This window comes from Micrococcaceae bacterium Sec5.1 (assembly GCA_039636795.1).
Classification (GTDB): domain Bacteria; phylum Actinomycetota; class Actinomycetes; order Actinomycetales; family Micrococcaceae; genus Arthrobacter.
In genome coordinates this window covers 1,302,337-1,328,863 of sequence record CP143430.1, presented here as the reverse complement: position 1 = coordinate 1,328,863, position 26,527 = coordinate 1,302,337, and the positions used below count along the sequence as shown (strand labels likewise).

Annotated in this window: 25 protein-coding genes and 2 pseudogenes; 17 read left to right on the top strand and 10 right to left on the bottom strand. The window is 61.7% G+C overall.

Features of this window, described 5'->3' with window-relative positions; translation table 11 throughout:
• Positions 1-78 precede the first annotated feature (78 nt).
• Positions 79-1,749: a bifunctional phosphoribosylaminoimidazolecarboxamide formyltransferase/IMP cyclohydrolase gene (gene purH / locus VUN82_06280; GenBank protein ID XAS73446.1), complete on the bottom strand. Its 1,671-nt coding sequence runs from the start codon at positions 1,747-1,749 to the stop codon at positions 79-81.
• A 131-nt stretch (positions 1,750-1,880) separates the two neighbouring features.
• Between purH and VUN82_06275 the strand changes: the two genes are divergently transcribed.
• From VUN82_06275 to VUN82_06265, 3 genes are read left to right on the top strand one after another with little or no spacing between them, the layout of a single operon-like run.
• Positions 1,881-2,828, top strand: a complete 948-nt coding sequence (locus VUN82_06275) for a BadF/BadG/BcrA/BcrD ATPase family protein (protein XAS73445.1) — start codon at positions 1,881-1,883, stop codon at positions 2,826-2,828.
• Positions 2,803-3,762 (top strand): N-acetylmuramic acid 6-phosphate etherase, encoded by a 960-nt coding sequence (murQ, locus tag VUN82_06270; protein XAS73444.1) that lies wholly within the window; start codon positions 2,803-2,805, stop codon positions 3,760-3,762. Before VUN82_06275 ends, murQ begins: the two co-directional genes overlap by 26 nt.
• Positions 3,763-3,813: 51 nt before the next feature.
• A complete protein-coding gene (locus VUN82_06265) occupies positions 3,814-5,166 on the top strand; it encodes an MFS transporter (protein ID XAS73443.1) in 1,353 nt (450 codons plus the stop codon).
• A gap of 70 nt (positions 5,167-5,236) precedes the next feature.
• Here VUN82_06265 and purN read toward each other — a convergent pair whose 3' ends face one another.
• Positions 5,237-5,821 carry a phosphoribosylglycinamide formyltransferase gene (gene purN / locus VUN82_06260; GenBank protein ID XAS73442.1) on the bottom strand — a complete coding sequence of 195 codons (585 nt, stop codon included), beginning with the start codon at positions 5,819-5,821 and terminating at the stop codon, positions 5,237-5,239.
• Positions 5,822-5,832: 11 nt separating this feature from the next.
• Here purN and VUN82_06255 point away from each other — a divergent pair, with 11 nt between their 5' ends.
• On the top strand, positions 5,833-6,282 hold the full coding sequence (locus VUN82_06255) for a hypothetical protein (GenBank protein ID XAS73441.1): 450 nt from the start codon (positions 5,833-5,835) through the stop codon (positions 6,280-6,282).
• A gap of 10 nt (positions 6,283-6,292) precedes the next feature.
• On the opposite strand, the gene VUN82_06250 is transcribed toward VUN82_06255, so the two are convergent.
• Entirely contained in the window at positions 6,293-7,624 is a 1,332-nt protein-coding gene (locus tag VUN82_06250; GenBank protein ID XAS73440.1) for a DUF6350 family protein, read from the bottom strand.
• Between the two features lie 130 nt (positions 7,625-7,754).
• Here VUN82_06250 and VUN82_06245 point away from each other — a divergent pair, with 130 nt between their 5' ends.
• The 3 genes from VUN82_06245 to VUN82_06235 all read left to right on the top strand — a co-directional run bounded on the left by VUN82_06245 (position 7,755) and on the right by VUN82_06235 (position 10,257).
• Complete coding sequence (locus tag VUN82_06245; GenBank protein XAS73439.1) at positions 7,755-8,228, top strand: DUF4383 domain-containing protein; 474 nt, start codon at positions 7,755-7,757, stop codon at positions 8,226-8,228.
• Positions 8,229-8,540: 312 nt separating this feature from the next.
• Positions 8,541-10,025 (top strand): SPFH domain-containing protein, encoded by a 1,485-nt coding sequence (locus VUN82_06240; protein XAS73438.1) that lies wholly within the window; start codon positions 8,541-8,543, stop codon positions 10,023-10,025.
• Complete coding sequence (locus tag VUN82_06235) at positions 10,018-10,257, top strand: hypothetical protein (GenBank protein ID XAS74625.1); 240 nt, start codon at positions 10,018-10,020, stop codon at positions 10,255-10,257. The genes VUN82_06240 and VUN82_06235 overlap by 8 nt, the downstream gene beginning before the upstream one ends.
• A 142-nt stretch (positions 10,258-10,399) precedes the next feature.
• Here the strand turns inward: VUN82_06235 and VUN82_06230 are convergent.
• Positions 10,400-10,603: pseudogene (locus VUN82_06230) on the bottom strand (transposase).
• Positions 10,604-11,119: 516 nt separating this feature from the next.
• Here VUN82_06230 and VUN82_06225 point away from each other — a divergent pair.
• From VUN82_06225 to VUN82_06210, 4 genes and pseudogenes are all read left to right on the top strand, one after another.
• Positions 11,120-11,920, top strand: coding sequence for a hypothetical protein (locus tag VUN82_06225; GenBank protein XAS73437.1), 801 nt, complete (start codon positions 11,120-11,122; stop codon positions 11,918-11,920).
• A gap of 62 nt (positions 11,921-11,982) precedes the next feature.
• The gene (locus VUN82_06220; GenBank protein XAS73436.1) at positions 11,983-13,902 is read left to right on the top strand and encodes a hypothetical protein; all 1,920 of its coding nucleotides are present in this window, start codon (positions 11,983-11,985) and stop codon (positions 13,900-13,902) included.
• Positions 13,903-14,070: 168 nt separating this feature from the next.
• A complete protein-coding gene (locus VUN82_06215; protein XAS73435.1) occupies positions 14,071-14,373 on the top strand; it encodes a GNAT family N-acetyltransferase in 303 nt (100 codons plus the stop codon).
• A pseudogene (locus VUN82_06210) lies at positions 14,294-14,596 on the top strand (transposase). Before VUN82_06215 ends, VUN82_06210 begins: the two are co-directional and overlap by 80 nt.
• Positions 14,597-14,626: 30 nt before the next feature.
• Here the strand turns inward: VUN82_06210 and VUN82_06205 are convergent.
• The 3 genes from VUN82_06205 to VUN82_06195 form a co-directional block, all read right to left on the bottom strand.
• On the bottom strand, positions 14,627-15,004 hold the full coding sequence (locus VUN82_06205; GenBank protein XAS73434.1) for a hypothetical protein: 378 nt from the start codon (positions 15,002-15,004) through the stop codon (positions 14,627-14,629).
• Positions 15,001-15,462: a DnaJ domain-containing protein gene (locus VUN82_06200; protein XAS73433.1), complete on the bottom strand. Its 462-nt coding sequence runs from the start codon at positions 15,460-15,462 to the stop codon at positions 15,001-15,003. The genes VUN82_06205 and VUN82_06200 overlap by 4 nt, the downstream gene beginning before the upstream one ends.
• A gap of 227 nt (positions 15,463-15,689) precedes the next feature.
• Positions 15,690-16,112, bottom strand: a complete 423-nt coding sequence (locus tag VUN82_06195; GenBank protein ID XAS73432.1) for an Hsp20/alpha crystallin family protein — start codon at positions 16,110-16,112, stop codon at positions 15,690-15,692.
• Positions 16,113-16,254: 142 nt separating this feature from the next.
• On the opposite strand from VUN82_06195, the gene VUN82_06190 reads away from it, so the two are divergent.
• The gene (locus tag VUN82_06190; protein ID XAS73431.1) at positions 16,255-16,707 is read left to right on the top strand and encodes a MerR family transcriptional regulator; all 453 of its coding nucleotides are present in this window, start codon (positions 16,255-16,257) and stop codon (positions 16,705-16,707) included.
• Between the two features lie 147 nt (positions 16,708-16,854).
• Here VUN82_06190 and VUN82_06185 read toward each other — a convergent pair whose 3' ends face one another.
• Positions 16,855-18,747 carry an FG-GAP-like repeat-containing protein gene (locus tag VUN82_06185; protein XAS73430.1) on the bottom strand — a complete coding sequence of 631 codons (1,893 nt, stop codon included), beginning with the start codon at positions 18,745-18,747 and terminating at the stop codon, positions 16,855-16,857.
• Between the two features lie 67 nt (positions 18,748-18,814).
• Positions 18,815-20,707, bottom strand: coding sequence for an FG-GAP-like repeat-containing protein (locus tag VUN82_06180; GenBank protein XAS73429.1), 1,893 nt, complete (start codon positions 20,705-20,707; stop codon positions 18,815-18,817).
• A gap of 159 nt (positions 20,708-20,866) precedes the next feature.
• On the opposite strand from VUN82_06180, the gene VUN82_06175 reads away from it, so the two are divergent.
• The 5 genes from VUN82_06175 to VUN82_06155 all read left to right on the top strand — a co-directional run bounded on the left by VUN82_06175 (position 20,867) and on the right by VUN82_06155 (position 25,261).
• Positions 20,867-22,033 carry a glycosyltransferase family 1 protein gene (locus VUN82_06175; protein ID XAS73428.1) on the top strand — a complete coding sequence of 389 codons (1,167 nt, stop codon included), beginning with the start codon at positions 20,867-20,869 and terminating at the stop codon, positions 22,031-22,033.
• Positions 22,030-23,379 carry a UDP-glucose/GDP-mannose dehydrogenase family protein gene (locus VUN82_06170; protein XAS73427.1) on the top strand — a complete coding sequence of 450 codons (1,350 nt, stop codon included), beginning with the start codon at positions 22,030-22,032 and terminating at the stop codon, positions 23,377-23,379. Before VUN82_06175 ends, VUN82_06170 begins: the two co-directional genes overlap by 4 nt.
• Positions 23,380-23,465: 86 nt before the next feature.
• Positions 23,466-24,353 (top strand): SGNH/GDSL hydrolase family protein, encoded by an 888-nt coding sequence (locus VUN82_06165; GenBank protein ID XAS73426.1) that lies wholly within the window; start codon positions 23,466-23,468, stop codon positions 24,351-24,353.
• Positions 24,354-24,512: 159 nt separating this feature from the next.
• Positions 24,513-24,974, top strand: coding sequence for an Hsp20/alpha crystallin family protein (locus tag VUN82_06160; protein ID XAS73425.1), 462 nt, complete (start codon positions 24,513-24,515; stop codon positions 24,972-24,974).
• Positions 24,975-25,039: 65 nt separating this feature from the next.
• Positions 25,040-25,261 carry a hypothetical protein gene (locus VUN82_06155; GenBank protein ID XAS73424.1) on the top strand — a complete coding sequence of 74 codons (222 nt, stop codon included), beginning with the start codon at positions 25,040-25,042 and terminating at the stop codon, positions 25,259-25,261.
• Here the strand turns inward: VUN82_06155 and VUN82_06150 are convergent.
• Positions 25,253-26,449, bottom strand: coding sequence for a low temperature requirement protein A (locus tag VUN82_06150; GenBank protein XAS73423.1), 1,197 nt, complete (start codon positions 26,447-26,449; stop codon positions 25,253-25,255). The two genes, VUN82_06155 and VUN82_06150, sit on opposite strands and share 9 nt — an antisense overlap.
• Positions 26,450-26,527: the final 78 nt, after the last annotated feature.

Here is a 26,527-nt window from a genome sequence, read left to right as displayed (position 1 = left end):
TGCGTTTCTACTGTGGATGGGCCCACGCCGCCCGGGTTCCCTGGCCGAAGCGCAGCGAGGTTAGGGCGGCGGTGGGGACTAGTGGAAGAAGTGGCGTGCGCCCGTGAAGTACATCGTGATGCCGGCAGCGTTGGCTGCGGCAATGACTTCCTCGTCGCGGACCGAGCCACCGGGCTGGACTACAGCGCGGACGCCGGCGTCGATCAGGATCTGCAGGCCATCAGCGAACGGGAAGAACGCGTCCGAAGCTGCCACGGCACCGCGTGCACGCTCGGGTGCATCACTGCCGCTGGCGTTGGAGGCACCGCCAGCACCTTCGACGTCGGACTCCACCTGCACGCCCAACGTGTTGGCGCGCTCGACGGCAAGGCGGCAGGAGTCAAGGCGGTTGACCTGGCCCATGCCGATGCCCACTGCGGCGCCGTGATCTGCGATCAGGATGGCGTTGGACTTGGCGGCGCGGCAGGCAGTCCAAGCGAAGGCGAGGTCCGCGAGGGTCTTGTCGTCGGCAGCTTCACCTGCGGCGAGGGTCCAGTTGGCGGGGTTGTCGCCGTCGGCGTCCACCTTGTCGCTCATCTGGACCAGGACGCCGCCGGAGACCTGACGCATCTCGGACGGGTAGCGGCCGTAGCCTTCCGGGAGCGCGAGCAGGCGGATGTTCTTCTTCTTGGAGAGGATCTCAACGGCTTCCGGCTCGAAGTCCGGAGCGATGACAACCTCGGTGAAAATGTCGGCAACCGTGCGGGCCATGCCGGCAGTGACGGTGCGGTTTGCTGCAATCACGCCGCCGAAAGCGGAAACGGGGTCGCAAGCATGGGCTTTGGCGTGGGCGTCAGCGATCGGGTCCGCAGAGTCGGCGGATCCAACAGCGACACCACACGGGTTGGCGTGCTTGATGATCGCGACAGCAGGCTCGGCGAAGTCGAACGCGGCGCGGAGGGCGGCATCGGCGTCGACGAAGTTGTTGTAGCTCATGGCCTTGCCGTGCAGCTGATCAGCCTGGGCGATGCCGGCCGGAGCAGCCTTGTCAACATAGAGGGCAGCCTGCTGGTGCGGGTTTTCCCCGTAGCGGAGAACCTCGGAACGCTCCAGCGACAGGCCGGCGTAGGCAGGCCAGTCGATGATGCCGTCGCCGTCTTCATCCAGGAACTGGCTGGCAGTCCAGGTTGCCACAGCATTGTCGTAGCTGGCCGTGTGCGCGAAAGCCTTGGCGGCCAGGCGGCGACGGGTGTTAAGGTCGAAGCCGCCTTCTTGTGCCGCGGCAACTACTGCGCCGTAGAAGTTGGGGTCCGTAACAATGGCGACGGCGGCGTGGTTCTTCGCAGCCGACCGCACCAGGGCGGGGCCTCCGATGTCGATCTGCTCCACGACGTCATCCTGTGCTGCGCCGGACTTCACGGTCTCGACGAACGGGTACAGGTTCACCACCACGAGGTCGAAAGTCTCGATCTCCATACCGGCAAGGGTGTCCATGTGGGCCGGGACGCGGCGGTCGGCCAGGATGCCGCCATGCACGCGCGGGTGCAGGGTCTTGACGCGGCCGTCCAGCATTTCCGGGGAGCCGGTGACTTCTTCGACTTCCTTGACCGGGATGCCTGCGGCGGCGATCTTCTTGGCGGTGGAGCCGGTGGAAACGATAGCGACGCCGGCTGCGTGCAGGCCCTTCGCGAGCTCCTCCAGTCCCGTCTTGTCGTAAACCGAGATCAGTGCACGGCGGATGGGAACACGGTCAAGCTGCGTCAAGCTCACAAAAGTCTCCGTCTTAGTTCGCGTAGATATCGCGGGTGGTGTCGCGGGTGGTGGGATACGGAGAGTTTATCGTGTTTCCTTGGCGCGCTCGTTTCGAGTCCAGAGCAGGCCTAACAACATAGGGTTGATCCATGGAAGCCACCGATGTCGTCATCGCCGCCGATGTAGGGAAGAGCCGTTGCCGCGTGGAGCTGCGCAGGGGCACGGAGTTGCTGGGCGCAGCCGACCAGCACGGGTTCCCCGGCGTACACATGGACAACGGCCCCACCATCGCTTTCGACCTCCTCCTTGAGACGGTCTCGATGCTCCCGCCCGGCCTTCCTGTGAGCACGTTGACCGGGATCGGCGCAGCAGTGGCCGGCGTCGAAGCTTCCGCGGAGAAGTCCCGCGAGCTGGCCACCATGTTGTCCCAACGCTTCGGCGTCCCCGCAGCAGTGCTTTCGGACGCCACCGCAGCCCAACTCGGAGCCCTCCAGGGGGCACCGGGCACAACCCTGATCGTGGGCACGGGGGCAGTTGCCTTCCGTTTCGACGAAGCCGGGGTCCTTCATCGTGCCGACGGCTGGGGACCCTATCTTGGCGATCGTGGCAGCGGTCGTTGGATCGGCCAGCGAGGACTCCAGGCTGTTTTGGAAGCGCACGACGGCGGCCCGGCCACCTCGCTTTCGGCTGCGGCAGGGGCTCTGGTCGACTCCCCGGAAATGCTCCCGGGGTGGCTCGCGTCCGTCGAAAACCCCTACCGCGCGATGGCCCGATTCGCGCCGCTGGTTCTGCACGCATCGGAGGCGGGTGACGCCGTCGCGAATGTCATTGTGGACGAGGCCTGCCGCGTCCTGACCAAGACGGTGCAGCTGGCTGCGGGTGACGATGCGGCCGGCTCACAACGTGTTGCTTTGCTGGGCGGAGTGGTCAGCTCCGGGTTCTTCGCGGAGCTCTTGCGGAAGTCCCTTGCTTCGGCTGGGATTGAGGTGGTGGCCCCGCTCGGCGATGGCTTGGACGGTGCTGCCCTCGCTGCGACGCGCCGCGGGCTCATCCAGGAAAGGTACATCCACCGTGACGGAACAAACTGGCCCGATTAGCCCCACTGACGCGGACAGGCTTGCGGGCCTGCGCACTGAACTCGCAGGGCTGGAGACGGAAGCCGCGGCCGAGAACCTGAGCGAGCTGGACATCCTGGGCACGGAGGAACTCGTCGCGGCCATGCTTGCCCACAGTGCAGGAGTACACGCTGCGGTTGAGGCGGCGAGCCCCGCGATCGTGCAAACGGTCGACGCCGTTGCGGAGCGACTCCAGCGCGGGGGTCGCCTTCTGTATGTGGGTGCTGGAACGGCCGGGCGACTGGGTGTGCTCGACGCGAGCGAGTGCCCGCCGACGTTCGGCACCCCGCCGGGACTCGTCGTCGGACTTATCGCAGGTGGCGTCCAAGCGATCCAGAAACCGGTGGAGTATGCCGAGGATAACGCGACTGCAGGCGCGCGCGACCTGCACGATATTAACGTGACGGAAGCGGACGCCGTCGTGGGTATTACTGCGTCCGGCCGAACGCCTTACGTGATCGGCGCGCTGGAAGAGGCCCGGAAGAAGGGGGCGTTCACGGCGTCGCTGGCGTGTAATAAGGGCTCGGCCGTCAGCCATCTGGCGGACGTGGCGATTGAGGTGGTTGTGGGGCCGGAGTTCATTGCGGGCTCCACGCGACTGAACTCGGGCACGGCGCAGAAGCTTGTCCTGAACATGATCAGCACGCTGGTAATGGTGAAGCTCGGCAAGACGTACGGGAACCTGATGGTTGACCTCCGTGCGACCAACGAGAAACTCCTGGCACGCTCCCAAAGGACAGTGCAGCACGCGACCGGCGTCGACGCGCATGAAGCCGTAGCCGCATTGGATTCGGTCAACGGCTCTGTCAAAGCAGCCATCCTGATGCTGCTGACCGGCATCGAACCAGCTCAGGCCAAGAGTGCTCTGGAGGAAGCGGGCGGTTTCCTGCGGAGGGCGATCGAAAACCAGAAGTAACGCAAACGGCGGTGTTGGCCCCAGCGCATAAAGTTGCATGCAGGAGGGCAGATGAATACATACACAGCCGTGCCCAGCGGCGAGCAAGTTGTGCAGGAACTGCCGTGGCGCTGGAAGGTTCAAGGCAGGATCTTCGTGATCGGTGGCCTGGGGTTCATGTTCGATGCATGGGACGTGACGCTCAACGGCATCCTCATTCCGCTGCTGTCCAAGCATTGGTCCCTGCAGCCCGCTGACGCTGCGTGGATCGGCACCGCCAACCTGATCGGCATGGCCGTCGGCGCGTTCGCGTGGGGAACCATCGCCGACACCATCGGGCGCAAGAAGGCGTTCACCGCCACCCTCCTGATCTTCAGCATCTTTACAGTGCTCGGCGCCTTCGCACCGGACATCGTGTGGTTCTGTATCTTCCGCTTCATGGCCGGGTTCGGGCTGGGCGGCTGCATCCCGGTGGACTACGCTCTGGTGGGTGAGTTCACGCCGCGCAAGCAGCGGGGCCGAGTCCTCACTGCAATGGATGGCTGGTGGCCTGTGGGTGCGGCGCTTTGTGGCTTCATCTCGGCTGGCCTCGTTGCTGCCTTCGGCGACTGGCGGCTCACCATGCTGATCATGGTGTTGCCTGCGCTCCTCGTTTTCTGGGTGCGCCGCAGTGTTCCCGAGTCTCCGTTGTTCCTGATTCGGGCCGGCCGGCGGACTGAGGCAGCAGCCGTGATTGATTCTTTGGTGGAGGCCACCGGCGCTTCACCCCGGGCTTATAGCCTGCCCGAACCCCAAGCCGCTCCCAGGCTCTCCCCCGGCAGTGCTTGGGAACAGCTGCGCAGGATCTGGACCTTCAACTGGAAAATCACTACTGCCGCCTGGGCGCTGTTCTTCAGCATCCTGTTGGTCTACTACGTGTCTCTCACGTGGATGCCCCGGATCCTTATTGGTGCCGGGTTCGAGGAGTACAAAGCCTTCGTCACCACGGCCGGGATGGCCGCCGTCGGGCTTTTGGGCGTCATAGCTGCCGCGCTGCTGGTGGAGCGAGTGGGCCGTAAGTGGATCCTCGCCGTCACCGGTCCACTCTCAGCGCTGACGCTGGTGATCGTCGCGTTTGTGGTGGACGTGCCTTCGGCGGCTGTGTTCTGGCTGCTGGTGTTCGGCTTCGTGGTCCAGGTGGCAATCCCGGTCCTGTACGCCTACGTGTCCGAGCTGTATCCCACGGAACTCAGAGGCTCGGGATTCGGCTGGGCTTCGACGTTCTCCCGGGTCGGCGCAGGCTTCGGGCCTTTGGTGTTCGCCTCGTTCTTCTGGCCGGAATTCGGCTTGGCGCAGTCCTTCGCGATGGCCGGCGGGCTGGTCCTGCTCTCGGTTTTGTGGATGGCGTTCTTCGCTCCTGAAACGAAGCAGCGCGTGTTGCAGTAGCGTGCCCGCCTTGCCCAACTGAGTCGCAGTAGTGGTTGTTCTCAGCGCTGGGAACAACCACTACTGCCAGCTACTTGTTGCGGCTGTCGGCGAGCTCAGCGGCGAGGTTCGCCAGCGTTTGGACCAGCAGGCGGCGCTCCACTACCTTGATGCGCTCGTGGAGTGTTTCCTCGGAGTCGTCCGGCAGAACGGAGACGGCTTCCTGGGCGATGATGGGCCCTGTGTCCACGCCGGCGTCGGCCCAATGAACCGTGCAGCCCGTGACCTTCACGCCGTAAGCCATGGCGTCGCGGACACCGTGGGCGCCCGGGAAGGATGGCAGCAGCGCCGGGTGTGTGTTGACGTACTTGCCATTGAAGGCGTCGATGAAGTCGGCGCTCACGATCCGCATGAAACCGGAGGACACCACCACATCCGGGTTATAGGAAAGGACCTTGTCGCGCAGGGCAGCGTCCCATTCGGCGCGGGTTTCAAAGGAGTTGAAGTTCACCACGAAGGTCTCAATCCCGGCCTCGTCGGAGCGCTCCACGCCGTAAGTATCAGGCCGGTCCGCACCCACAGCGGCGATCTCGACATCCAGTTCACCCGACTTCACGGCGTCGATGACAGCCTGAAGATTGGAACCAGTACCGGACACGAGGACAACAATGCGCATTGCACTAGCTTATGGGCGGCTCGCGTAGGCTGGAAAACATGAATCCCGACGTCCGTCCCAGGCCGAGCCAGCAACCCCGCACTGCCGCGGAAAAGTCCGCGTTCGGCGTGACACAGATCTTGTTCCGCGCTTTCCTTTTGTCGGCTTTGGGATCGTTTTTCGTGTTCTCCCTGAACGTGAACTACGTGTGGTTAAGCGCCATCCTGACCATTGCAGGTTTGGTGTTGGGGATTGTGGTCCTGGTCCGGTCGGTGAAGTACAAGCATCCCCGGCTGGTGTTGCTCGGCACCATCTCTGGACTCGTGGTCTCGGCTGTCATGTGCCTGCTGATTCTGACGTCTGTGCTCTTCTTCAAACAAGTCACCACGTATCAGGATTGCGCTCGCTCAGCCCTGACGGAATCGGCCAAAACGCAGTGCCTCACGCAGCTTGAGGACTCGATGCCGGGCCCGGTCCGCTAAACGGACAAGCTCAGGCGTGTTCGTCGTCGAACGCTACTTCGTCAAGGTTCGCCTCGCGCAGCTTTTGGCGGCGTTCCAGCCAGGGCCCCACTGCGTAACCGATCACGACGCCGATGCCCACTTCGGCGGCCAACCAGACTGCCGTCCACAGCGGGTGTGGTCCGATTTCCGTGAGCCGGCCGATACCGGCTGAACCTCGGGCGACCCATGCGAGTGCACCGCTCAAGACCCCGGCGACAGCTCCAATGAACGCGCCCAGGAACAACGTGGACGCCGCCGCTGTGAACCAGCGGGCCTTGATTTTGATGGAGAGCCACTCATCGAAGTGGTTTTCGCCTTCGCGGAGGAACCACCAGCCGGCCATGATCCCCGCAACCACGGGGAGGGCGAGAGCCATGGGCCCTGCGTCGAGTTGTCCGGAGGGAAGCCCACCGAAAATCGGGACGGCAGGCAGGGGCCCGACGGCGGTGCCCAGCGGCCCTGCGTGCGAGCCGACGCCCAGCGAGAAGCCAGCCCCCGAAGACCATGCCAAAGCAAAGACCACGAGGTTGGGAAGGAATCCGAGCTGCGCGATCGTGAGGACGGCCCCGCCTAAAGCGCCAGCCTGGAGACCTTCGTAAACAGCGATGATGTCCGTCCAGTGCCACACAATGTCCACGGCCAACAGCACCGCAGCGAGACAAACTGCAGCCATGGTCGCAACGAATCCGGCTTTCAGCGCTGAGCCGACGTAGGAGCCCGCCCATCGTGAATGTTGGCTGGTCTTGGCGATCCAGGCGACGGCGTCCACGCCAATGAGCCTGCTCCAGGAGCCTGCCTCGCGTCGGGCGCCGACCACCAAGCCGAGCGCGAACGAGATCAACGGGATGGTCATGGCGAACCACAGGTTAATGACCACTTCGGGTGTGCGACACACGAATCCTGTGGCCGTCCCGAACGCGGCGTATACAACGCAGGCGCCCATGAATGCCTGCCACAGCTGGTCCGTGTAGGAAGCGCGTGCAAGTCGTCGCCCCGCTCGCCATGCAAGCAGGAACGGGATGAGCGTAAGGCCCAGGGGAATCAACGAAAGAAGACCTGTTCCAGGCTGACCGGCTGTGCCTATGTTGACCTGCGCCAAGGTCAGCGGAACACCGTGGATCAGCAGCCACGCCTGCCCGGCCAGGCGCGCCAGGAAGTCCACGTTTCTGTTCTGGAAGCCGTCAGTGGCCCACACACCTACCAGCGGAAGCACAACAACGATGGCCGAAATGAAGGCTGCCTGCGCTGCTTCCAAACCACCCTGTAGCCAAAGGGGCATCGGGAGGCCACGGTTTCCGGTCTGATCAGCGCGCAGTTTCATCGTGTCCTATCGTGCCACGGTAGGCGGCGCTCCCCCGGCAGGCGCCCTGTAATACCGCCAATTCCAGCGCTTTTTGCGTGAACCGGCCGTAAAATGGGAGATGTTCGCAAAGGGGTGACTGGAGGAGCACATGAGTACGTCTGCTTCACATGCACGCGGTGTCCACTTCGGACGGCAAGACATTCAGGTTGTTGGCATAGGTGTGGGTGCCGTGCTTGCGCTGGTCGGCGTCCTGGGATTCATTCCGGGCATCACCATGCAGTATTCGGAGCTGCAATTCTTCGGCCCGAACTCTCACGCGATGCTCTTTGGCGTGTTCCAGGTATCCATGCTGCTCAACCTCGTGCAACTGGCCATCGGCGCTACGGGTTGGGCAATGTCCCGCACAGCACACGGTGCACGGAACTATCTGATGGGCTTCGGCGCACTGTACATCGTGCTGAGCATCTACGGACTGAGCGTCGGCGTGGACTCGGCAGCCAACTTCCTGTCCCTGAACTCCGTGGACAACTGGTCCCACATGGTGCTGGGCATCCTGATGATCGCCGCCGGTTGGATGTTCGCCCAGTACTTCACAGACGATAAAAAAGCCCGGAAACAATAGAAGCCGGGAACTAGGAGCGGCCAATGAACAGGTGTCACAACTAATAACAGAAAGTCGTACTAGCAGCTGGTGCAGCCACCTACGGATTCTCTCCAAAGGTTGCACCAGCCTTCTTTTGTTAATGCTCGACGGCGGGTCGCTGGGTTGGGTGGGACGGCTCCCGCGGCTTGGCTCGGCGTCGTCGCACAAATGACGCACAAATGTGCTGGACTTACCTGCTGCGGCCCAACGAGACTGTGTACACGAACAGGCACATGGCCTATGGGGGTCAACGGATGAAGCCGGTTCACATCGTCTGAAGGGACAAGGTCAATGGACGACCTCTCGGCATTTTTCCCCTTGATCGCCGGCATTCTTGGCGTGATCGTTGTCATCGGCTTCGTTTGGTTGGCAACCAAGGCGATGTGGAAAGTGGCGGAACCGAACGAGGCCCTGATCATCTCGGGGCTGACCCGCGGCACGCTCGAGAATACCGACGGCATGGATTTCAAGATCGTCACGGGCAAGGGCGCTCTAGTAGTTCCCGGGCTGCAGACTGTCCGAACCCTTGCACTGACGCTGAATGAAACAGAACTCAAGGTTTCGTGTGTGACGTCGCAGGGCATCCAGGTGATTGTGGACGGCGTGGTGATCTACAAGATTGGCGACGCTCCCCCATTCATCGCGAACGCTGCCCGGAGGTTCCTGGGGCAGCAGCCGAAGATGGAGAGCCAGGTCTACAACGTGTTTGAAGGCCACCTCCGCTCCATCATCGGCAGCATGACTGTTGAAGAGATCATCCGCGAGCGCGACAAGCTCGCGTCACTCGTCCGTAGTGCGAGTGGCGTGGAGATGGAGAAGCTTGGTCTCGTAGTGGATTCCCTGCAGATCAAGGACCTGCAGGACCCGACGGGCTACATCCAGAACCTCGCCAAACCGCACATTGCCCAGGTCAAGATGGAGGCCCGCATCGCCGAGGCAACCCGCAACCGTGAAGCGGCTGAGAAGGAAGCGGAAGCTGCAGCACTGATTGCTGATGCCCAAAGCCTGTCCGCCATCAAACAATCTGCAGCGCAGGCGAATGCTGAGCAGGCCCGCGCCAACGCTGCCCAGGCCGGACCACTCGCCGACGCCACAGCCCGGCAGCAAGTGGTGGTCCAGGAGACCGAGGTAGCCAAGCTCGAGGCCGACCGCGAAGAGCAAAAACTTCAGACCACCATCCGCAAGCCTGCCGACGCCAAGGCGTATGCCCAGAGGACCGAAGCCGAAGCGAAGAAGGCTGCTGATATCAGTGCCGCCGAGGCCCTCGCGAAGCGGATCGAACTCGACGCTCAGGCAAACGCCCGGCGCGTTGAACTTGAGGCCCAAGCCAATGCGGGAGCTGCGGCGGCAATGGCCGGCGCAACGCGTGTGACAGGTGAGGCCGAGGCAGCTGCAACGACTGCCCGCGGTAATGCGGCAGCATCTGCAGTGAAGGCCAAGGCGTTGGCTGAGGCCGAAGGTATCAAGGCCCGTGGTGAAGCGTTGGAGACAAACCAGGAAGCCGTCATCAACCAGCAGATCGCCGAGAACATGCCCGCCATCGTTTCGGCCGCGGCAGAGCCTTTCTCACGGATCGGCCAGCTGACAGTCCTCAATGGCGGCGACGGATTGAACGGCATGGTGGGTGGGATCCTGTCCCAGGTTGGCAGCTTTCTGCCCTCCCTGGCTTCCGCATTGAAGGGGAATGGAGCTGGCCGACCGCCTGCACAGCCAACCCGGCCCACTGCTGTGAAGTCTCCGCCGGCGAAGGCGTCAGATGCGGCGTCAGATGCATAGAGAGGTCAATCGGAGCCTCACCGGAAAGATCGGAAGGGTGACCGGGACCATCGCCCCGGGCACAATCGGCGAAGTCATGCTCCCCTTCCATGGCGGTACCAGCGCGTTTTTTGCCTACCCGTTCGACAAGACGAGTGTCTTCCCTGTGGGCGAAAAGGTGCTGGTGATCTACTTCGAGCCGCCGCAGACCGTCTACGTGGACGAACTCCCGGATGTGCTGCGGGAATTCTGACCGTGGACGTTGAAGTTCCGTTCGACGACGTTCCGAGCTTTGTAGTCCTCTTTGTCGAAGGAGGTGGGTGAACATCGGCGCGTCCCCGCCCGCAGCAAACAGATTCATGTAATTCGACGGGTCCCCCTGTGGTGCGGGGAAGATTGGTGCCATGCTGGTGGGCGCGGTTCACCGTTGAGTCCACCGAAATCGACCAGTCCACTTCACTGGGGGCATCCGCCACCTTCAGCAGCCCGGCCAGGATCCTGTCCCACGTTCCGTCGCCGCTGTAGCGGCGGTGACGCTTCCAAATCGTCTGCCACGGACCAAACTCGGCCGGCACATCCCGCCATGCGATCCCGCACCGGTCACAAAAAGGGCGTAGACATGGACGTCCCAGGCGGCAGGAGGGGCCTACTTTTCGGGCCTTGGGCAGGCCAGTCGGCGAAGTACCTGTCCAAAAACCGGCCGGTGCCACACCTCATCCGATGTGCAGAAATTTTCTGAAAACCGCAACACGATTCCGATTCCCGGGACACTGCTCTTGTGGAGTGCCTTTCCTTCGGAGTCCCCGTAGATTGAGGCGTCGACTTCCACTGCCTCGAAAATCTAACGGTTTCTAAGGTGCACCTTGGGTGTGGTCGACACTTTTTCGAATACTTAACCGACTCGCTCACGGGCCGATTAGGAACGCCCGACGCGCTTCTTATTCACCGGTTACGGGGAAGGGCCTGCGGCTGTCGTCATGCTTTGGCGGCTGGTCAGAGGATGTTCTTGCGGGCCCCGCTGCCATTTGCTCCCATCCCGGCACCTCCTCGGAGGCCACCAACCGCGGTGATGCGCTTGAAGCGGCCGCCAAAACGACAACCCATTGGGGAGAGATATGAACGACATTCGTGCAGATGAACCCGCTACAACAAACACCGACGATCCGATTGGGGAAGGTGCAACCAAGGGAACGGATGAAACCGTCGCAGTCAACGTCTCAGTGAGTGGAGCGCCTAAGGATGGAGTCCTCACGGCCATTTTGGGGCAGTGGGCCGCATTCAGGATGATATTGCGGGGTTATCCGCTGGAGGCATTCCAATTGTCGGGACGGATCCCGCGTTTCTGGCTCGTATCGTTCCTCATGGCAGCGTTGGTCTTCGGGCTGTCAGCGGCAACTGCCGTGACCCGCACCGTGTCAGCTGCGAACACCGCAGTAGCTGGATTGTTCTCCACATTCGGGGCTCATCGTTCTTCGTATGTTTCGTTGAGCCCTGGGCAGTGGATAGGAATCGTCCTTGTCGGAATGCTCTTCGCCGGAGCAGCCTTCATTCTCCGCGCGGCAACTCTGAAATGGCTCTTCGCTGTCCGCCGTCGCCCTCAATCTTATTCGGTCGGCGCGAACATACTTGCTGTTGCCTACTCGGGCCACCTCGCCGTGTACGTGGCAGCCTTTGTGCTGATGTTTGTTCCCGGAGCAGTCTTCGGCTCTGTCGTGACGGTAGTTGCCGCAGCGTTGCTCGCCCTGCTGAATTTCGCCGCGGAATTACTCATCTACGTTGGTGTCAACCGTGTCACTACGTTCGAGAAGTCGGTACTAGTGCCTCACGTTCTGTTTAGCGCCCTGTGGCTTGTCCTGGTCGCGGTGGTCTATGCCACCTTGTTCGCCATTTTTGCCGAGAGCCTTTTGGGCTCATGACGACGATGCAAGAGAAGATAGTTACGCGGTCGAACCGTAGGGCGCGACGAGCAGGGATGTTCATGGCCTTCCTGGTTGTCCTTGCCCTGGCGTTGAGCTCGTGCGGGGCCAAAGTCACGACTCTGCTCACGCTGGATGGCGGCCCCAAGGGCAACAGGACCATGACTGCCACCATCGACGCTGCGGATTCTGGAAAATATCTAAACGGCGGAACAGCCGCTGTAGAGGCATCGATCCGGAAAAACGTTCCAGAGTCGCTGAGTTATCAAGGCCTCAAGGAAACTGGCGGCAAGGTTCAGCTCGTGTTCCAGTTGTCCTTTGGTTCGGCTGAGGAGTACGCGAGCAAGGTCTCGGCACTGCTCAAAGCAAGTGCCAGCACCATCAAGCCGCAAATCGACCTTTCCGTCAACGAATCCGGTCTTGTTCAGGGTTTGAACGTCAAAGAGAACTTCAGTTCCGTAGATTTGCTTGGTTGGATGGCGGACGGGCTCGTGGCCGATGGTGTAGTTAAGAACGAGAACAAGACGAACGTTCTCGAAGTCGGCGAGTCCGAAGTCCACTACAAGGGCAAGGTCTATAAGTCCTCTCAGGCGATCACCGCAACAGATGTTGTCGACAACGGATTTGATCAGGTGGGAATAGCCACCTCAATGACACCCAGCGGTGGATTCCAAGCCTCTGTGTCCTACGCATCAGATGACCCCATCGGCTCGGTGCAACAAGCAAAACTGGATGAGTTCTTCGCCAAGGCCAAACCTGAAGGTGCAACTCTGACAGCTGGCGTCATGGGTAAGGATCGTTCCAACGGGGCCACGATCAGCTTCGCGGCTGACGGCTTGGAAGCGCTGAACGCCAAACTGCAGCAGACACTTGGAGCCAAGGCCAACAATATAAAGATCGACGAGGTCATCTCGCCGGACGACCCTTTGACGCTGCGGACCACAATGTCCGGAACCTTGGATTGCTCGGCCGTATGCTCACCGAACTCCCACCCGATCTCCCAACAATTTCAGGCACCGGATGGGTGGCGCTTCACAAAGGGCTCCACCAACGTGTCACAGGCCGGAACCGGGCAGACAGGGTCCACAGGAAATACATTCAATATGGTCTTCGAACGGCCCATTCCGCTGGAGAGCGCACAAATTGTCACCGATCTGCGGCTTGACGGGGGCGTCCAACAGACCATCACTTACACGGCGAAATCAGGCGATGTTAAGCGCGTAGGCGATGCCTTCGAAAAGCGGTTGGCGCCCGCAAAAGACGTCGGCTCCTTCGCAACCAACGAGCAGGGAGACACGACAAGCTACACGGTAGTCCTGGAAGGCTCCGATCCCGAAGACTTCCAGCGTAAACTCGCCGGATACGTCCCCGGGGCAACCTTTACCGTCGAGCGTCCGGAAGGCCTCAATATTTGGCCGGAGTATCGAGTGACGATGAGTTTGCCGTTGAGCGGCAAACAACTGGACGGTGGGGTGAGGGGCAGCTATTCCAACGTGGTCAATCTTCCTGTTCTCCACGGGTTCGTTGAGGGCCGGAATCTGGAAACCGCGAGCATTGACGGTGGAAGATTGACCGTTGCCTCAAGCGATGCGAAATCCGGGGAGTATGTGGATGTCGCTGCCAAAGGACCTACTCTGGGGGGCTTGATTCTTCTTGGAATTCTGGCATTTTTGATTTTGGTGGCCGCCGCTCTTGGCCTCATATTCCGAAAAAAGGTAAAGGCTGTCTCGTCACGGCTTTGGGAGCGACGGGGCGTTGCCGCCACTAAAGCCCGCCAGGCCGGAGCCGCTGCTCGGGACTACGCTGTGGTGGCTGCCGCCGCAGCCGGTTCTGCCGCCTTGGCAGCCCATCCAGCGTCCCCACACGGTGAGGCTATCAGCTCTGTTCCCGGAACCTGGAACGGCGCAACAGGTCATGAAGGGCTCAGCCTCGAGCGCCAGACAAGTTGGTCAGACTCTTTCACCGAGAACGACTTGCAATGATCGTGCACGCCCTGGGGAGAGAATGATGCCACAGGACGACTGCTAACAGTGGGGCCGAGGAGTCTGAGACTTTTCGGCCCCACTCGTTGCGGCGGGAATGCCCACCAAGATGACGGCGACATTGTTGCCGCACTCCACGCAGGGCCCCCAGTAAAAGAGGTTCAGGCGATGGCTCGGAGCTTCACGCCCAAATCACGGGCAGTCATACTCCAGGAATTCGTCATGCTTTACAGCATCGCTGTTGTGGCCGCACGCCGCGGTGAAGGACTCGGGGCGGCGCTGCTGTCCCAACTTCGGGAACTGGCTCTGACAGATGAGATTAAGGTCATCTACGGCGTCTGTTCGGCCGATTCTGCCGGCTTCTACGAAGCCGAGGGCTACAGGCGGCCCGGGCAGGCCATGCACCCGTCCGGACCGTGTCCGCGGGGACAAGGCATACTCCTCGAGGGCGATTCGGACCCACCTCCGTGACCGCGGCATTGTGGTTGTTATCCCACAACCATCCGATCAGATCGGCCATCGAAAGCGACGCGGTTCCATCGGGGGCAGGCCGCCAGCCTTCGACAAAGAGGACTACAAAGCTCGGAACGTCGTCGAACGGAACTTCAGCGTCTTCAAGCAGTGGCGCGCGTTGGCACCACGCTACGACAAACTCGCACTCACCTACCGCGGCGGGGCTGTTCTTAGAGCAGTCAGCATCTGGTTGGCAGCTTTAGGAGACACCCTAAGGCTGCGGCCCGTAGATGAATTCCTTCGCGTGATGGACCGCCTTTTTGAAGGCGTCGTTACGCAGGGAGACCTGCTCTTTGCTCCCGCCCCTGCCGGGTTCGATGAAGGTCGTAGGCCCTGGACGGAGGATCCAAATGTCGCCGGCCGGCGGGAGATAGAAAACGCCAAAGGAGCGATGTTCGGGATCGTCCGTCCAAATTGGAACTACGGCCACAGCCGCACCGGTATCCACATTGATCCATTGAGCGCGCGGCATGGGCTGCTCGTGAACTTCCGGGTCCAGGAACGGGGCGGTTCCCTTTCCCCAGCGTTTCTCGAATCGCTCGTAGAACGCGGGCATCAGGTGGCTGTCGTACGAGCGCCAGGCACTCATAAGTATCTCCTTCGGACTTTGGGCGAGGGGTATCCGGGGGTTGTCCTGGGCAGCGGTTCCCAGTGGACCGGGCCGAAGACGAGAGGCTCTTGATCCGTGTGACTGTCAGCGGGAGGGGCGGGCGCCTTGTGGATACGGACCTTTACCGGCTTCCCAGAGGAGCCGCTCGACCCTGAGGAACCACTCGAGCCCGATGAACTACGAGACGACGTACCCGTACGCCGGCTTCGGTCGTACGCACTGCGCTTCGCCGGATCCGAGAGCACCACATACGCCTGCATGATGGCGTGCAGTTTTTGGAGGTCGGCCGCTTTGGTGGTGTCGCCGTCGTCGGGGTTTTTGCGGGTATCCGGGTGGTGGGTGCGGAGCAGCGAGCGGTAGGCGTGGGTGATTTCACGGGCTGTCGCGCTGGGAGCCACGTTCAAGATGGCGTAGTAGTCGGGTTGGTTGGTACTCACTGCTGGTTCCGGATGGGTGATGCGGATTTTGGCGATGGCCCCCGGCACGGGCCGGGGGCCATCAATCGGGAGACAACGTCGGGGACCGCGTTTCTTCTGCACAACAAGTGCTGTGGCGTGGCGCGAAGCCTGCGCCCAACTATTCCGATGCGGTCGGTCTGAAGCTCCCGGCCTGACGCCCCGCTGGTTAGCCACCCCCGGGTGGAGCTCCAGCGGGGCAGCTGTTATTAGGCGTTGATCTCCTGCCGCTGGCCGTTGGAAGAAATCTCGATGCGCCGCGGCTTGGCCTTCTCGGCGACGGGGATGCGGAGTGTCAGCACGCCTGCGTCGTAGCTGGCCTGGATGCCATCGGTATCCAGGGTGTCACCAAGAATGAGCTGCCGGCTGAAGACGCCTTGCGGGCGCTCGGCGGCAAGCATCTCGGTGTTCTCGCCCGCAGGCGACTTACGTTCTGCCTTGACCGTCAGGACGTTGCTTTCGACGTCCAGTTCCACCGAATCAGGCGTGACGCCCGGCAGATCCAAGGCAACAATGAATTGCCCGTCCTCCTGCCAAGCATCCATCGGCATGCCGGCAGGGCGTGCTGTTGTGCCAAAAACCTGTTGGGCGAGCCTGTCGAATTCGCGGAACGGGTCTGTGCGCATCAGCATTTGGTTCTCACTCCTTCAGATCTTGATGCGGTTTTGTTGTTGTTCCAGCCTTCCAGATCTGTGTTGGCTGGTATAGATTTTTTATAGCACCGGTGAGAGAGTGGTGCAAGGGGTTTTTTCAAAGATTTTTTGAGAGGTTTGCATGGCTGGCGATCGCGACACCGAGCGGCCGGAGCACGACGGCGGTACGCCCGCAGAGTCGGACGGCGCTGGCACGCGTGACGCTGCCGACCGGGACGGTCTGGGCGTCTACGCCATCTCCGTTGCGGCCGAACTGGTGGGTACTGGCCAGCAAAACCTGCGACTGTACGAGCGCAAAGGGCTGCTCACCCCGAAAAGGACCGACGGCGGCACGCGACGCTACAGCGAAACGGACCTTGCGACGCTGCGCAGGATTGGTGCGCTCCTGGACGAGGGGCTCAACTTGGCCGGCGTGAAACTGGTGCTCGAGTTGGAGGCTGAGAACCGGGGGCTCACGGAAGACAACCGGGAGCTAACTGAGGACAATCGCGGGCTGAAGGAAGACAACCGTGGGCTCAAGGAAGACAACCGCGGGTTGCGGAAGGATCTGAAGCGGGCGCGGGGTGACGCCTAAAGGATCGAAGAATTTGGCAGGGAAATGAAAATCGCCCCCTTGAGCCGAAGCTCAGAGGGGGGCGATGTCTGATGAGTCAAACTTAACACGATCTACAGACAAATGAGCATTTAGTCGTAGCGGTGGTCTCTATTTCCAGAGCCATCGTCAGAGGATAGCCGTCATTCCGTTCCACCCCTGACCAATGACGCTCCCGATGGGCCACTTCGCCCCGCCGCTTCCTGAGAAGAGCCACATAGCGCCATTCGCGTCGCGTGCCATGATGTCGGCTTTACGGTCTCCACTGAAATCCCCTGGTCCGAAGACGGCGCTCATGACATTCCATCCCTGGCCAATCTGGGTCTGAGGCAACCAGCCGCCAGCACCGTTGCCCGGATACAGCCACAGCCGACCACTGGAATCGCGTGCGGCAACATCAGAAGCGCCGTCAGTGTTGAAGTCCCCAACGCCTATGACGTCCGTCATCCCGGACCATCCTGACCCAATCTGCACGCGCGCGAGCCAGCCGCCCTTGCCATTTCCGGGATAGAGCCAAAGGACGCCGCTGCCGTCCCTAGCGGCAACGTCAGCGTTTCCGTCCCCGTTGAAATCGCCCACGCCGGTGATTGCAGTCATGCCGTTCCACCCCTGCCCGGCCTGAACTCTCGGCAGCCACCCGGCCGCGCCATTTCCCCCGTACAGCCACAGCACGCCGGTGTTATCGCGGGCAAGAATGTCCGCCTTCCCATCACCATTGAAATCACCCGGAGCAAGAAGTGCAGTCATGATGTTCCAACCCTGACCGACTTGACGCCGCTCGAGCCATCCGGCCGCGCCGTCGCCGGGATAGAGCCAGAGCACACCCGCGCCGTCGCGGGCAAGAACGTCGGCATTGCGGTCACCGTTGAAGTCATTCTTCACTGGCTGCGGGTCTGCAGGCCTAAGGACGGTCACTGAAGCACTGCCCTGATTGGCCACGTACGCCGTGCCTGTATATTCGTGAATCGCCACGGCCACCGGCTGAGTTCCGGTTCGGACGACTGAGGAAGTGTTTGAGGAGTCAATGACGGAAACTCCACCACGACTCAGCGTTGCGTAGGTTCTGTGGCGGGTGGAGTCCACGGCCAAGGAAGTCGGCTGGCTGGGAATGCTGATCTGGGCGATCTTGCTCCTCGTTGCTGGGTTGACCAACACCATCGACGAATTGCCCGTAGCACCCAACGATTCAACATAAACGGTGCCAGTCCAAGAGTCGACGGCCACCTTCCCAAACGTTTCATTGGCCTGATACAGGTTGCTTGCGTGATTGGAGTCATCCACAAGTCCTAGCTGGCTCTGCGGGCTGTCAATGTAGGTTCCCGCTACCGTTCGATAGACCTCGTTGGTCCGGGTGTTCACAGCATGACCGACAGCATCCCCCGCGCCGAAGACGTAGACGTCCTTGGAGTTGGTTTGTCCGTCGATGACCGTCAATACCCCGCCCGTAGTTACAAAGACCTTGTTTCTTGACGAATCGACAACCACACTCCGAGGTGTGGAAGTGTAATAGGGGATATCCACTACCGAATGGCCCGCCCAAGGGTCAATGACACTGATCCCGTTGCTGTAGGCAACATACACTTTCCAAGTGACCTGGTTGACGGCCACTATGCGCGGATTGGGGCCGGTTTTGACCCTTCCCGCGACTGCGCCGTCATTCATGATGACCACAGACCCGTCAGCACCCGCTTTACCTGCAACACTGACGTAGGCAGTGCTTCCGCGAGTGGCAACACCTTGCGCAATGCCACCTACATCGACTGTGGTCACTTTTCTCGTGTCCGCATCGATGACGGACACTCCACTGTCGGTGGCAACGTAGACATCCCCAGTGTCGGCGACTGCAATGTCATGTGGGGCTGTGCCAACGGCAATATCGAACGACGTCGAGTCGGCAACGGCGGGCGACCCAGCCATCAACGAAACGGCAAGCGAAACGACGACGGCGAGCGCCGCCGTCGTTCGCTTAAGACGAGATTTTCCGACTGCAGACACAGCAGTACCGGACGCGACAGAGTTCATGGGACCCCCAGGAAATGAGACGCGACTGCCGCGTCGATGAGCGGAGTCTACAGCCTGTTCAGGGAACTCAGAGAATCGCCGTCATCCCATTCCACCCAGTACCAACACGGGACGCCGAAGGCCACGCCGTTCCCCCATTACCGGAGTAAAGCCACAGCTCGCCGGCCGCGTTCCGGGCGAGGATATCCGCGCGCCCATCGCCGTCGAAGTCACCGGGTCCAACCAGGGAGTTCATGACGTTCCAGCCTTGCCCGATGGTCTGTCGCGGCAGCCAGCTGCCGTATCCGTTGGACGGGTAGAGCCATAGCGCGCCGGCGCCGTCGCGGGCAGCAATGTCGGACAGGCCATCGCCGTTGAAGTCGCCTACGCCCGTGATCTCGGACATGTCGGACCAGCCGGAGCCTACCCAGGTGCGGGGCAACCAGCCTCCGTTGCCATCGCCGTGATAGACCCACAATGCGCCACCACGGTCGCGGGCCACCACGTCTGGGAACCCATCGCCGCGGAAGTCGATTCCCTCGATGGCGCTCATGCCTTCCCAGCCACTGCCGATTTGAACACGCGGCTGCCATCCACCTGAGCCGTTGCCCGGGTAGAGCCACAGCACGCCGCCGCCATCGCGGGCCATAACATCAGCCTTGCCGTCTCCATTGAAGTCCCCGGGAGCAACCAAAGCGTTCATGACGTTCCAGCCTTGGCCCACCTGCGCACGAGGCAGCCAGCCACCCGAGCCGTTGCCCGGATACAACCACAGAACACCTGAGCCGTCCCGAGCCAGAACATCGGCGTTGCCGTCACCGTTGAAGTCGTTCTTGGCGGGTACCGATACGGACCCATCAATCACGGCTACGGAGTCGCTTTCGATGTTGACCACGTAAGCCTTGTTTGTGGAGGGGTTCACCGCAGCGGCAAACGGCTCCTGCCCCGTATACACAGCGGAACTGCTGTTGTCCTGTCCGTCAATGATCGTGGTGCCTCGGCCGGAGGTGGGAACGTAAATCTTGTTGCTTGTCTCGTTGACCGCAATGTCCCTAACGTACGAAGAGGTGGGTACTTGGGCGATTTCAGAAAGGGTGGCGGCGTCGAGGACTTTGACCGCCCCATCAAGGGAAGAGCTGTCAACAGCGACATAAATCCTGTTGGTGGCTTTGTTCACCGCCAACTGTCCCAGCTTGCTGGTGCTGCTGAACTTTCCTGTGACAGTGTCTGTTGCTCCGTCGATGACACTGACGCCGGCCCCGTATCGGCCGAGCGTTGTGTAGTAGATCTTGTTGGTTGCCTTGTTGATCGCGAGGTCCAGGATGCCGCCGGCACCGATGTTGATCGAGGCGGTGACCTGAGCGCTTGCATCAAGGACCTTGATGGCCCCGCCGGACAGGACGTAGGCCTTGCCTGTAGAAGGGTTCACCTGAATGTTCTGGGCGCCACCCGTTAGCGGAACGGTACTGGTGGCGTTGGTTGCGCCGTCGATGATGGTTACGCCGCCGCTGATGCCGACGTAGATCTTGTTGCTGATTTCATTCAGCGCCAGGACGGACGGTTCAGCGGTCATTGGCACACGTACGGCGGGACCATACGTGGCCCCGTCCACCACGGAAACATAGCCGCCTGCTGTGCTGATGTAGATCTTGTTGGTCACCGTGTTCACGGCAACATCGAAGGCCCTGTCACCTGCATCCACGGCAGGCAACCCGGCCGGTCCCCCTATACGGGTCACACCTTCGATCGACGTCACGAACACCGTGTTCGTCACCGGGTTAACAGCGATCCGTGCCGGCTGTTCACCTGTCGAGAAGATATCCGTCACAGCGTCAGCCATAGCCGGTGGCGTCGGCGAACCGACGGTTCCCAGCAGCAGCGCCAAGCCCAAGCCGACGGCGACTGAACGCGCCGCTGCCCGGCGCCGTCGTCGTACGCTTACTCCCCCAAGCACGCGCGAACCATCCCCAGCAACAAACATGGCAAGACCCCCCAAAAGTCGAGACGCGGCAGCGCGTCGTAGAACGGGAGTCTACCGGGCGGCTCCGACAAACAGGACACCCTCCTGTTAACCAACTCTTCCTCCACAGGCCACCAGTTCGAACCCACAAGGCAAACCGCTCCGACCACCGTTGAAGGCGTGAGGATCGCAATCGTCGCCGAATCATTCCTGCCACTGATGAATGGGGTAACCCATTCGATACTGCGGGTGCTGGAGCATCTGCAGGAGCGCGGGGATGAGGTGATGGTGATCGCGCCGTCGACGTCGGACACTGATGTTTCGAGCGTCGTCAAGGGTGCGTATGTGCACAGGCTTCCCTCGGTGCCGCTGGCCGGTTACACGAATGTGCGGGTTGCGTTGGGTGGTGTGAATCGGGTCAAGCGAATCCTTGCCGATTTCGCCCCCGACGTCGTTCATCTCGCCTCGCCGTTCGTCCTTGGCTGGCGCGCAGTGCAGGCCGCCGATCAACTGGACATCCCGACGGTCGCGATCTACCAAACCGAGGTTCCCAGCTACGCCGCCCGCTATGGCGTGCCGTTCTTGGAGAACTGGGCGTGGAACCGCGTGGACAACATCCATCTTCTGGCCACCCGAACCCTTGTGCCGTCCACGTTCGCGCTGAACCAGTTGCGCGGACGCGGCATCCTGCGCGTGGATATGTGGCGCCGCGGCGTGGACACCGCGCGCTTCAACCCGGCAAAGCGTTCGACGGCGTGGCGCAGCTCGGCAGCGCCGGACGGTCAACGGATCATCGGCTACGTCGGCCGCCTCGCGGTGGAGAAGCAGGTGGAGGACCTCGCCGTACTGGCGGACCTGCCGGATACGAAGCTCGTGATTGTTGGTGATGGTCCGCAACGGGAAGCACTCCAAACTGCCCTGCCCAACGCCCACTTCACAGGCTTCCTCGGCGGGGACGCCCTGGCGCAAGCTGTTGCTGGCTTCGATCTTTTCGTCCATCCCGGCGAGTTCGAGACCTTCTGCCAGACCATCCAGGAAGCCATGGCATCGGGCGTTCCTGTGGTCGCGACCGGCCGCGGCGGCCCCCTTGACCTCGTGGAAAACTCCCGCACCGGCTGGCTGTACGAGCCGGGGAACCTCACTCAACTGCGCGGCTACGTTCAGGACCTGATGGGCGACGACGCCAAGCGCCGCGCCTTCGCAGCGGCAGCAACCGCTTCGGTCCAGGGCCGGACATGGCCCGTGCTCAGCGCCGACCTGGTGCGGCATTACAACGAAGTCATCGCCGGCATTCCCAGCGAAGCGGGCCCCACTGAACTGACCTCAAGCAAAGGACCCTCCTCATGAAGATCTCCGTGATCGGCTGCGGCTACCTCGGCGCAGTCCACGCTGCAACACTCGCGTCCATGGGCCACACCGTGGTGGGCATCGACGTCGATTCCCACAAGGTTGAGCAGCTGAATAAAGGGCTGGCTCCCTTCCACGAACCCGGCCTGGACGAACTGCTCAGCGACGGCCGCACCACAGGCCGCCTGAAGTTCACCACTGACTTCTCAGCGGCAGCCGACGCCAAAGTCCATTTCCTTTGTGTGGGCACGCCGCAGTCCAAGACCTCTGACACGGCCGATCTCTCCTACCTGATGAGCGCCACGAAGAGCCTCCTCCCCCACCTGGCCAAGGGCGCCGCCGTCGTGGGTAAATCAACGGTGCCGGTAGGCACGGTGGAGACGCTGCGCGCGGTCCTGGCCCGACGCTCGGACGTCCTGCTCGGTTGGAACCCCGAGTTCCTGCGCCAAGGCACAGCCGTGAAGGATTCGCTGGTTCCCGATCGCCTGGTTTACGGCGTCCCAGGCGGCAAGGGTGCCGCCGCTGGAGCTCCGGTGACGGCCGTTCTGGACTCCGTGTACGAGCCATTGATCAGCGCGGGGATCCCTCGTTTGGTCTGCAACTTCGCGACGGCGGAGCTGATCAAGTCGGCGTCGAACGCGTTCCTGGCCACCAAGGTCAGCTTCATCAACGCGATGGCCGAGCTGTGCGACGCGTCGGGTGCTGACGTCAGCGAGCTCAGCGAGGCGATGGGCCTGGACCCGCGAATCGGCAACCGGTACCTGCATGCGGGGCTCGGATTCGGCGGGGGTTGCCTGCCCAAGGACATCCGCTCGTTCCGCGCCCAATCGCGCGAGCTTTCCGTCCCGTCCGTGGACCGATGGATGGCGTTGGTGGACACCATCAACCTGGACCAGCGCACCCGCGCCGTGGACGTGGCAAGGGAAATGTGCCGCGGCTTCCTGTCCGGCAGAACGGTGACCATCCTCGGGGCAGCCTTCAAACCGGACACCGACGACATCCGCGACTCCCCCGCTCTGGACGTCGCCCAGCAACTCGCCTCCGCTGGCGCGCACGTAACCGTCACCGATCCCAAAGCCATCAACAACGCCTGGATCCGCTACCCGCAAATCCGTTTCGAGGCCTCCACCAAGCGCGCCCTTGAGGGAGCCGAACTCGTGCTGCTGCTGACCGAATGGGACGAATATGTGTCCCTCTCGCCGTCGTTTGCAGGGTCACTGGTACGACGTCGGATGGTGCTGGACGCTCGGAACGTACTGGACGCTGAGGCTTGGCGAAGTGCGGGGTGGACCGTCCGCGGGTTAGGGACGGGAGCGTCGGTGGTGGCGGAGGAAATGTTCCTATAGCCGACTCGAGTTCGCGGGAACATCACGACCAGCACTGCCGTTATCCACATTGTAAGAAACCTTTTTCCTTACAAGGAGGTAGGGCAATGAGGTGGCGTGGCCGGGTTACCCCCGATGGCCTTGTTGATCTCAATGCGGGTGCTGGGCAGGATACCAAGAACCGCTCGCACCCTTGGAGCAGGTATGTGGCGCTTGGGGATTCCTTTACCGAAGGAATCGGAGATCCCGAACCAGGAAGCGTCGGAGGGCTGCGCGGCTGGGCTGACCGTGTTGCCGAAGAGCTCGCAGCCGATCACCCGGATTTTGCCTATGCCAACCTGGCCGTGCGCGGGTTGCTCATGCAGCAGATCCTCGACCAGCAGGTCGGTCAGGCACTGACCCTGAAGCCAGACCTGATCACGTTATCTGCAGGCGGGAACGACATGGTGTTCCATGGCAGCGATCCGGACAAGCTTGCCAGCAAACTTGAGACTGGCGTGAGCGTCTTGGCTGAGACGGGCGCGGCGATTGTCTTGTTTACTGGACCCGACTGGGGATCCACTCCTGTGCTGGGACGTAACCGTGGCAAGGTGGCGATCTTTAACGAGAACGTTCGCGCTATTGCTGCCCGCCACGGCACACTCATCACGGATCTGTGGGCTATGAGGCAGCTCAAGGACCCGAGGATGTGGGACCCGGACCGGCTGCATTTCTCCCCGCTGGGTCATCACACGATTGCCATCTCCGTGCTGGACACACTCAATGTCCCGCACACCCTCCGGCCGCTGGAACCCAAACAGCTGCCGGAAAGCAGTTGGCGTCAGGCCAGGGCCGGCGACCTCGCATGGGCAAAGGCATACTTTCTCCCTTGGGTGTTCAAGCAGCTTCGGCCCCACGGTCCCGGAGAGGAACGCCGGGCGAAGCGGCCGTCGGCAGGCCCCGTCTTCGAAGCCGAGAATGCTTCGGGAGCGTCGGCGGCATTGGTTGAGGGATAGCCTTTCGCGGCCCTCCACAGGGCAATGCCGGGGCTTTCCATGAAGGCCAAAAGTCGTCTTAACAACGATGCGCGTTCGGCGTATTTTATTGGTGTAGATCCGATTAAGGCCCCGCCGGGGTCGGTCCGCGGGGCCTGGTAACAAACAGGAGGCACCACGATGAGCAATCTACTTCGTTGGTCGGCCAGCGACATCGCCGATCCTGTCCGTCGGTTCCTTGAAGGAGACACCGGCTCCTGGCTCCGCGTTGAGGAATATCGGGACGGCGGATCAATGGTGGTCAAAGCCGAAGTTCCAGGCATCAATCCTGAAAAGGACGTCGATATCACCCTGTCCGGTGACGAGCTGCAGATCCTTGTGCGCCATGAAGAGAAGTCCGAACACAAGGATAAGAGGGGGTACCGCTCAGAATTCCGGTACGGCACCTTTTCCCGAACAGTAAAGCTTCCGACGGCGGTCTCCGAACAAGACATCAATGCCTCGTATACGGATGGCGTTCTTGAGGTGCGGATTCCGGTGCCGGAACAATCAGAGAACCAGTCGCGGAAGATACCGGTCAGCCGTGGCGCATCTTCGTCGACCAGCACTGGCACCAGCTCGGGTCCCACCGAAACCCGGTAGACCCTGGCCCGGTGCCTAGATCGGGCACGACCCCCTATTGGTAATTCAATCTTCGGGAGCTCACGGTGGACACCGGAGTGATGACGGCTTATATCGTCGGTTATCTCATTACCGCAATCACGGTGTTCGTGTTTTGCCTGCCAGCCATAGTTCTATTTGTCATTCTGTTGCTGGTGGCAGCGGTACTTCGGGTGTTGGTGTTGCCGCTGGAACTGCTGATCCGGAAGCTGCGCCGGCACCCGAAGGAACCGCAAACCGACCAATCATGGTTGTTGGGCTCAAGTTAGGAGCCGTAAAGATCCATCAGCCAGCCGCCGTCGTCTGCGGAACTCCACATAAGCCGTGACCAGAAGCAGGAGGACCACGGCACTTACCAGGATGACAGCCGCCGAAACCACAGCGTTGATCGGTATGAGCAAGGACGCGACCACCACTGCGGGCACCGCCCACGGCACTACCATTCGAAGCGGTTGGCCGTAGCGAAGCGCCACCACCGCGTTGCACGCATAGAACAGGGCGATTCCGCCACCAAGCGAAACCCCGGAACCGAGCGGCAGATGCTCGAACGGTGCTGGAATGGCAGTTGCGATCGCAGCGGCGATCGCTGTCACGCCCACAACCAGGAGAAACGGCAAAAACAGCGTGGTCTGAAGTATCCCGGAGAAGTCGGACTGCGATTGCAGACGTTCGAGCCCCGCAGTGATGGCCCCGGTTCCATACTGGAAGAACGCCCAGCCCAGGAGTGCCACGATGAGAAATCCCAGCGCACCGGCGATGCCGGCGCCCGGACTCCAATCATTCGACACTTCACTGACGATTGTGAGAACGGATTCGCCGAGGACAATGATGACAAAGAGACCTAGCCGTTCGGAAGCATGCTCGATGTTGATGCCACCAACCCCGCGCTCAGGCCAGAGACGTCCACTGACCGCCACCATGCCAACCTCGATGGCGATCGATGCCGCCCACAGGATCAACGCGACGTAGAGCGGCAGGAATGCGGCGACGAGCCAAAGAAGGGCCGTCCCGCCGTTATATGTCCAGATGCGCCGCGGCGTACCGCCGGATCGTTGGCGGTGCAGATGCAGCCACAAGACCAGGAGGACGACCCGCATGGCAGCGTTGGCAAGCGAGAAAGCCCACGCCCGTTCGCCAAACGCGCCCGGCGCGGCGGCGGCCATCACGCTCGCAGCTGCCATCGCCGCCAGCATCGCAATGCCCAGCCGCCGGGAGGACAGGGCCGGCAAGAGGTTGACGACCGAAACCATGTTCACCCAAGCCCACCATGCCGGGAAGAAGAGCAGGACGAAAGTTCCGAATTCGACCCAACCGGGGTCACCGTGTATTCCATGGGCAAGCTGCCCCACGAAAGCGACAAAGACGAGGTCGAAGAACAGTTCCATCCAGTGCACCCTGCGGGGATCGCGGGCTGCATCCTTGGTCCACGCGCCGGAGCCCGACGATTTAGCCATCATTTACCAATGCTAGGCACGCGACGCCCGGATGGGCAGCCATGGACTCCTGTGAACATCACTGGCGACCCCGCAGCCGAC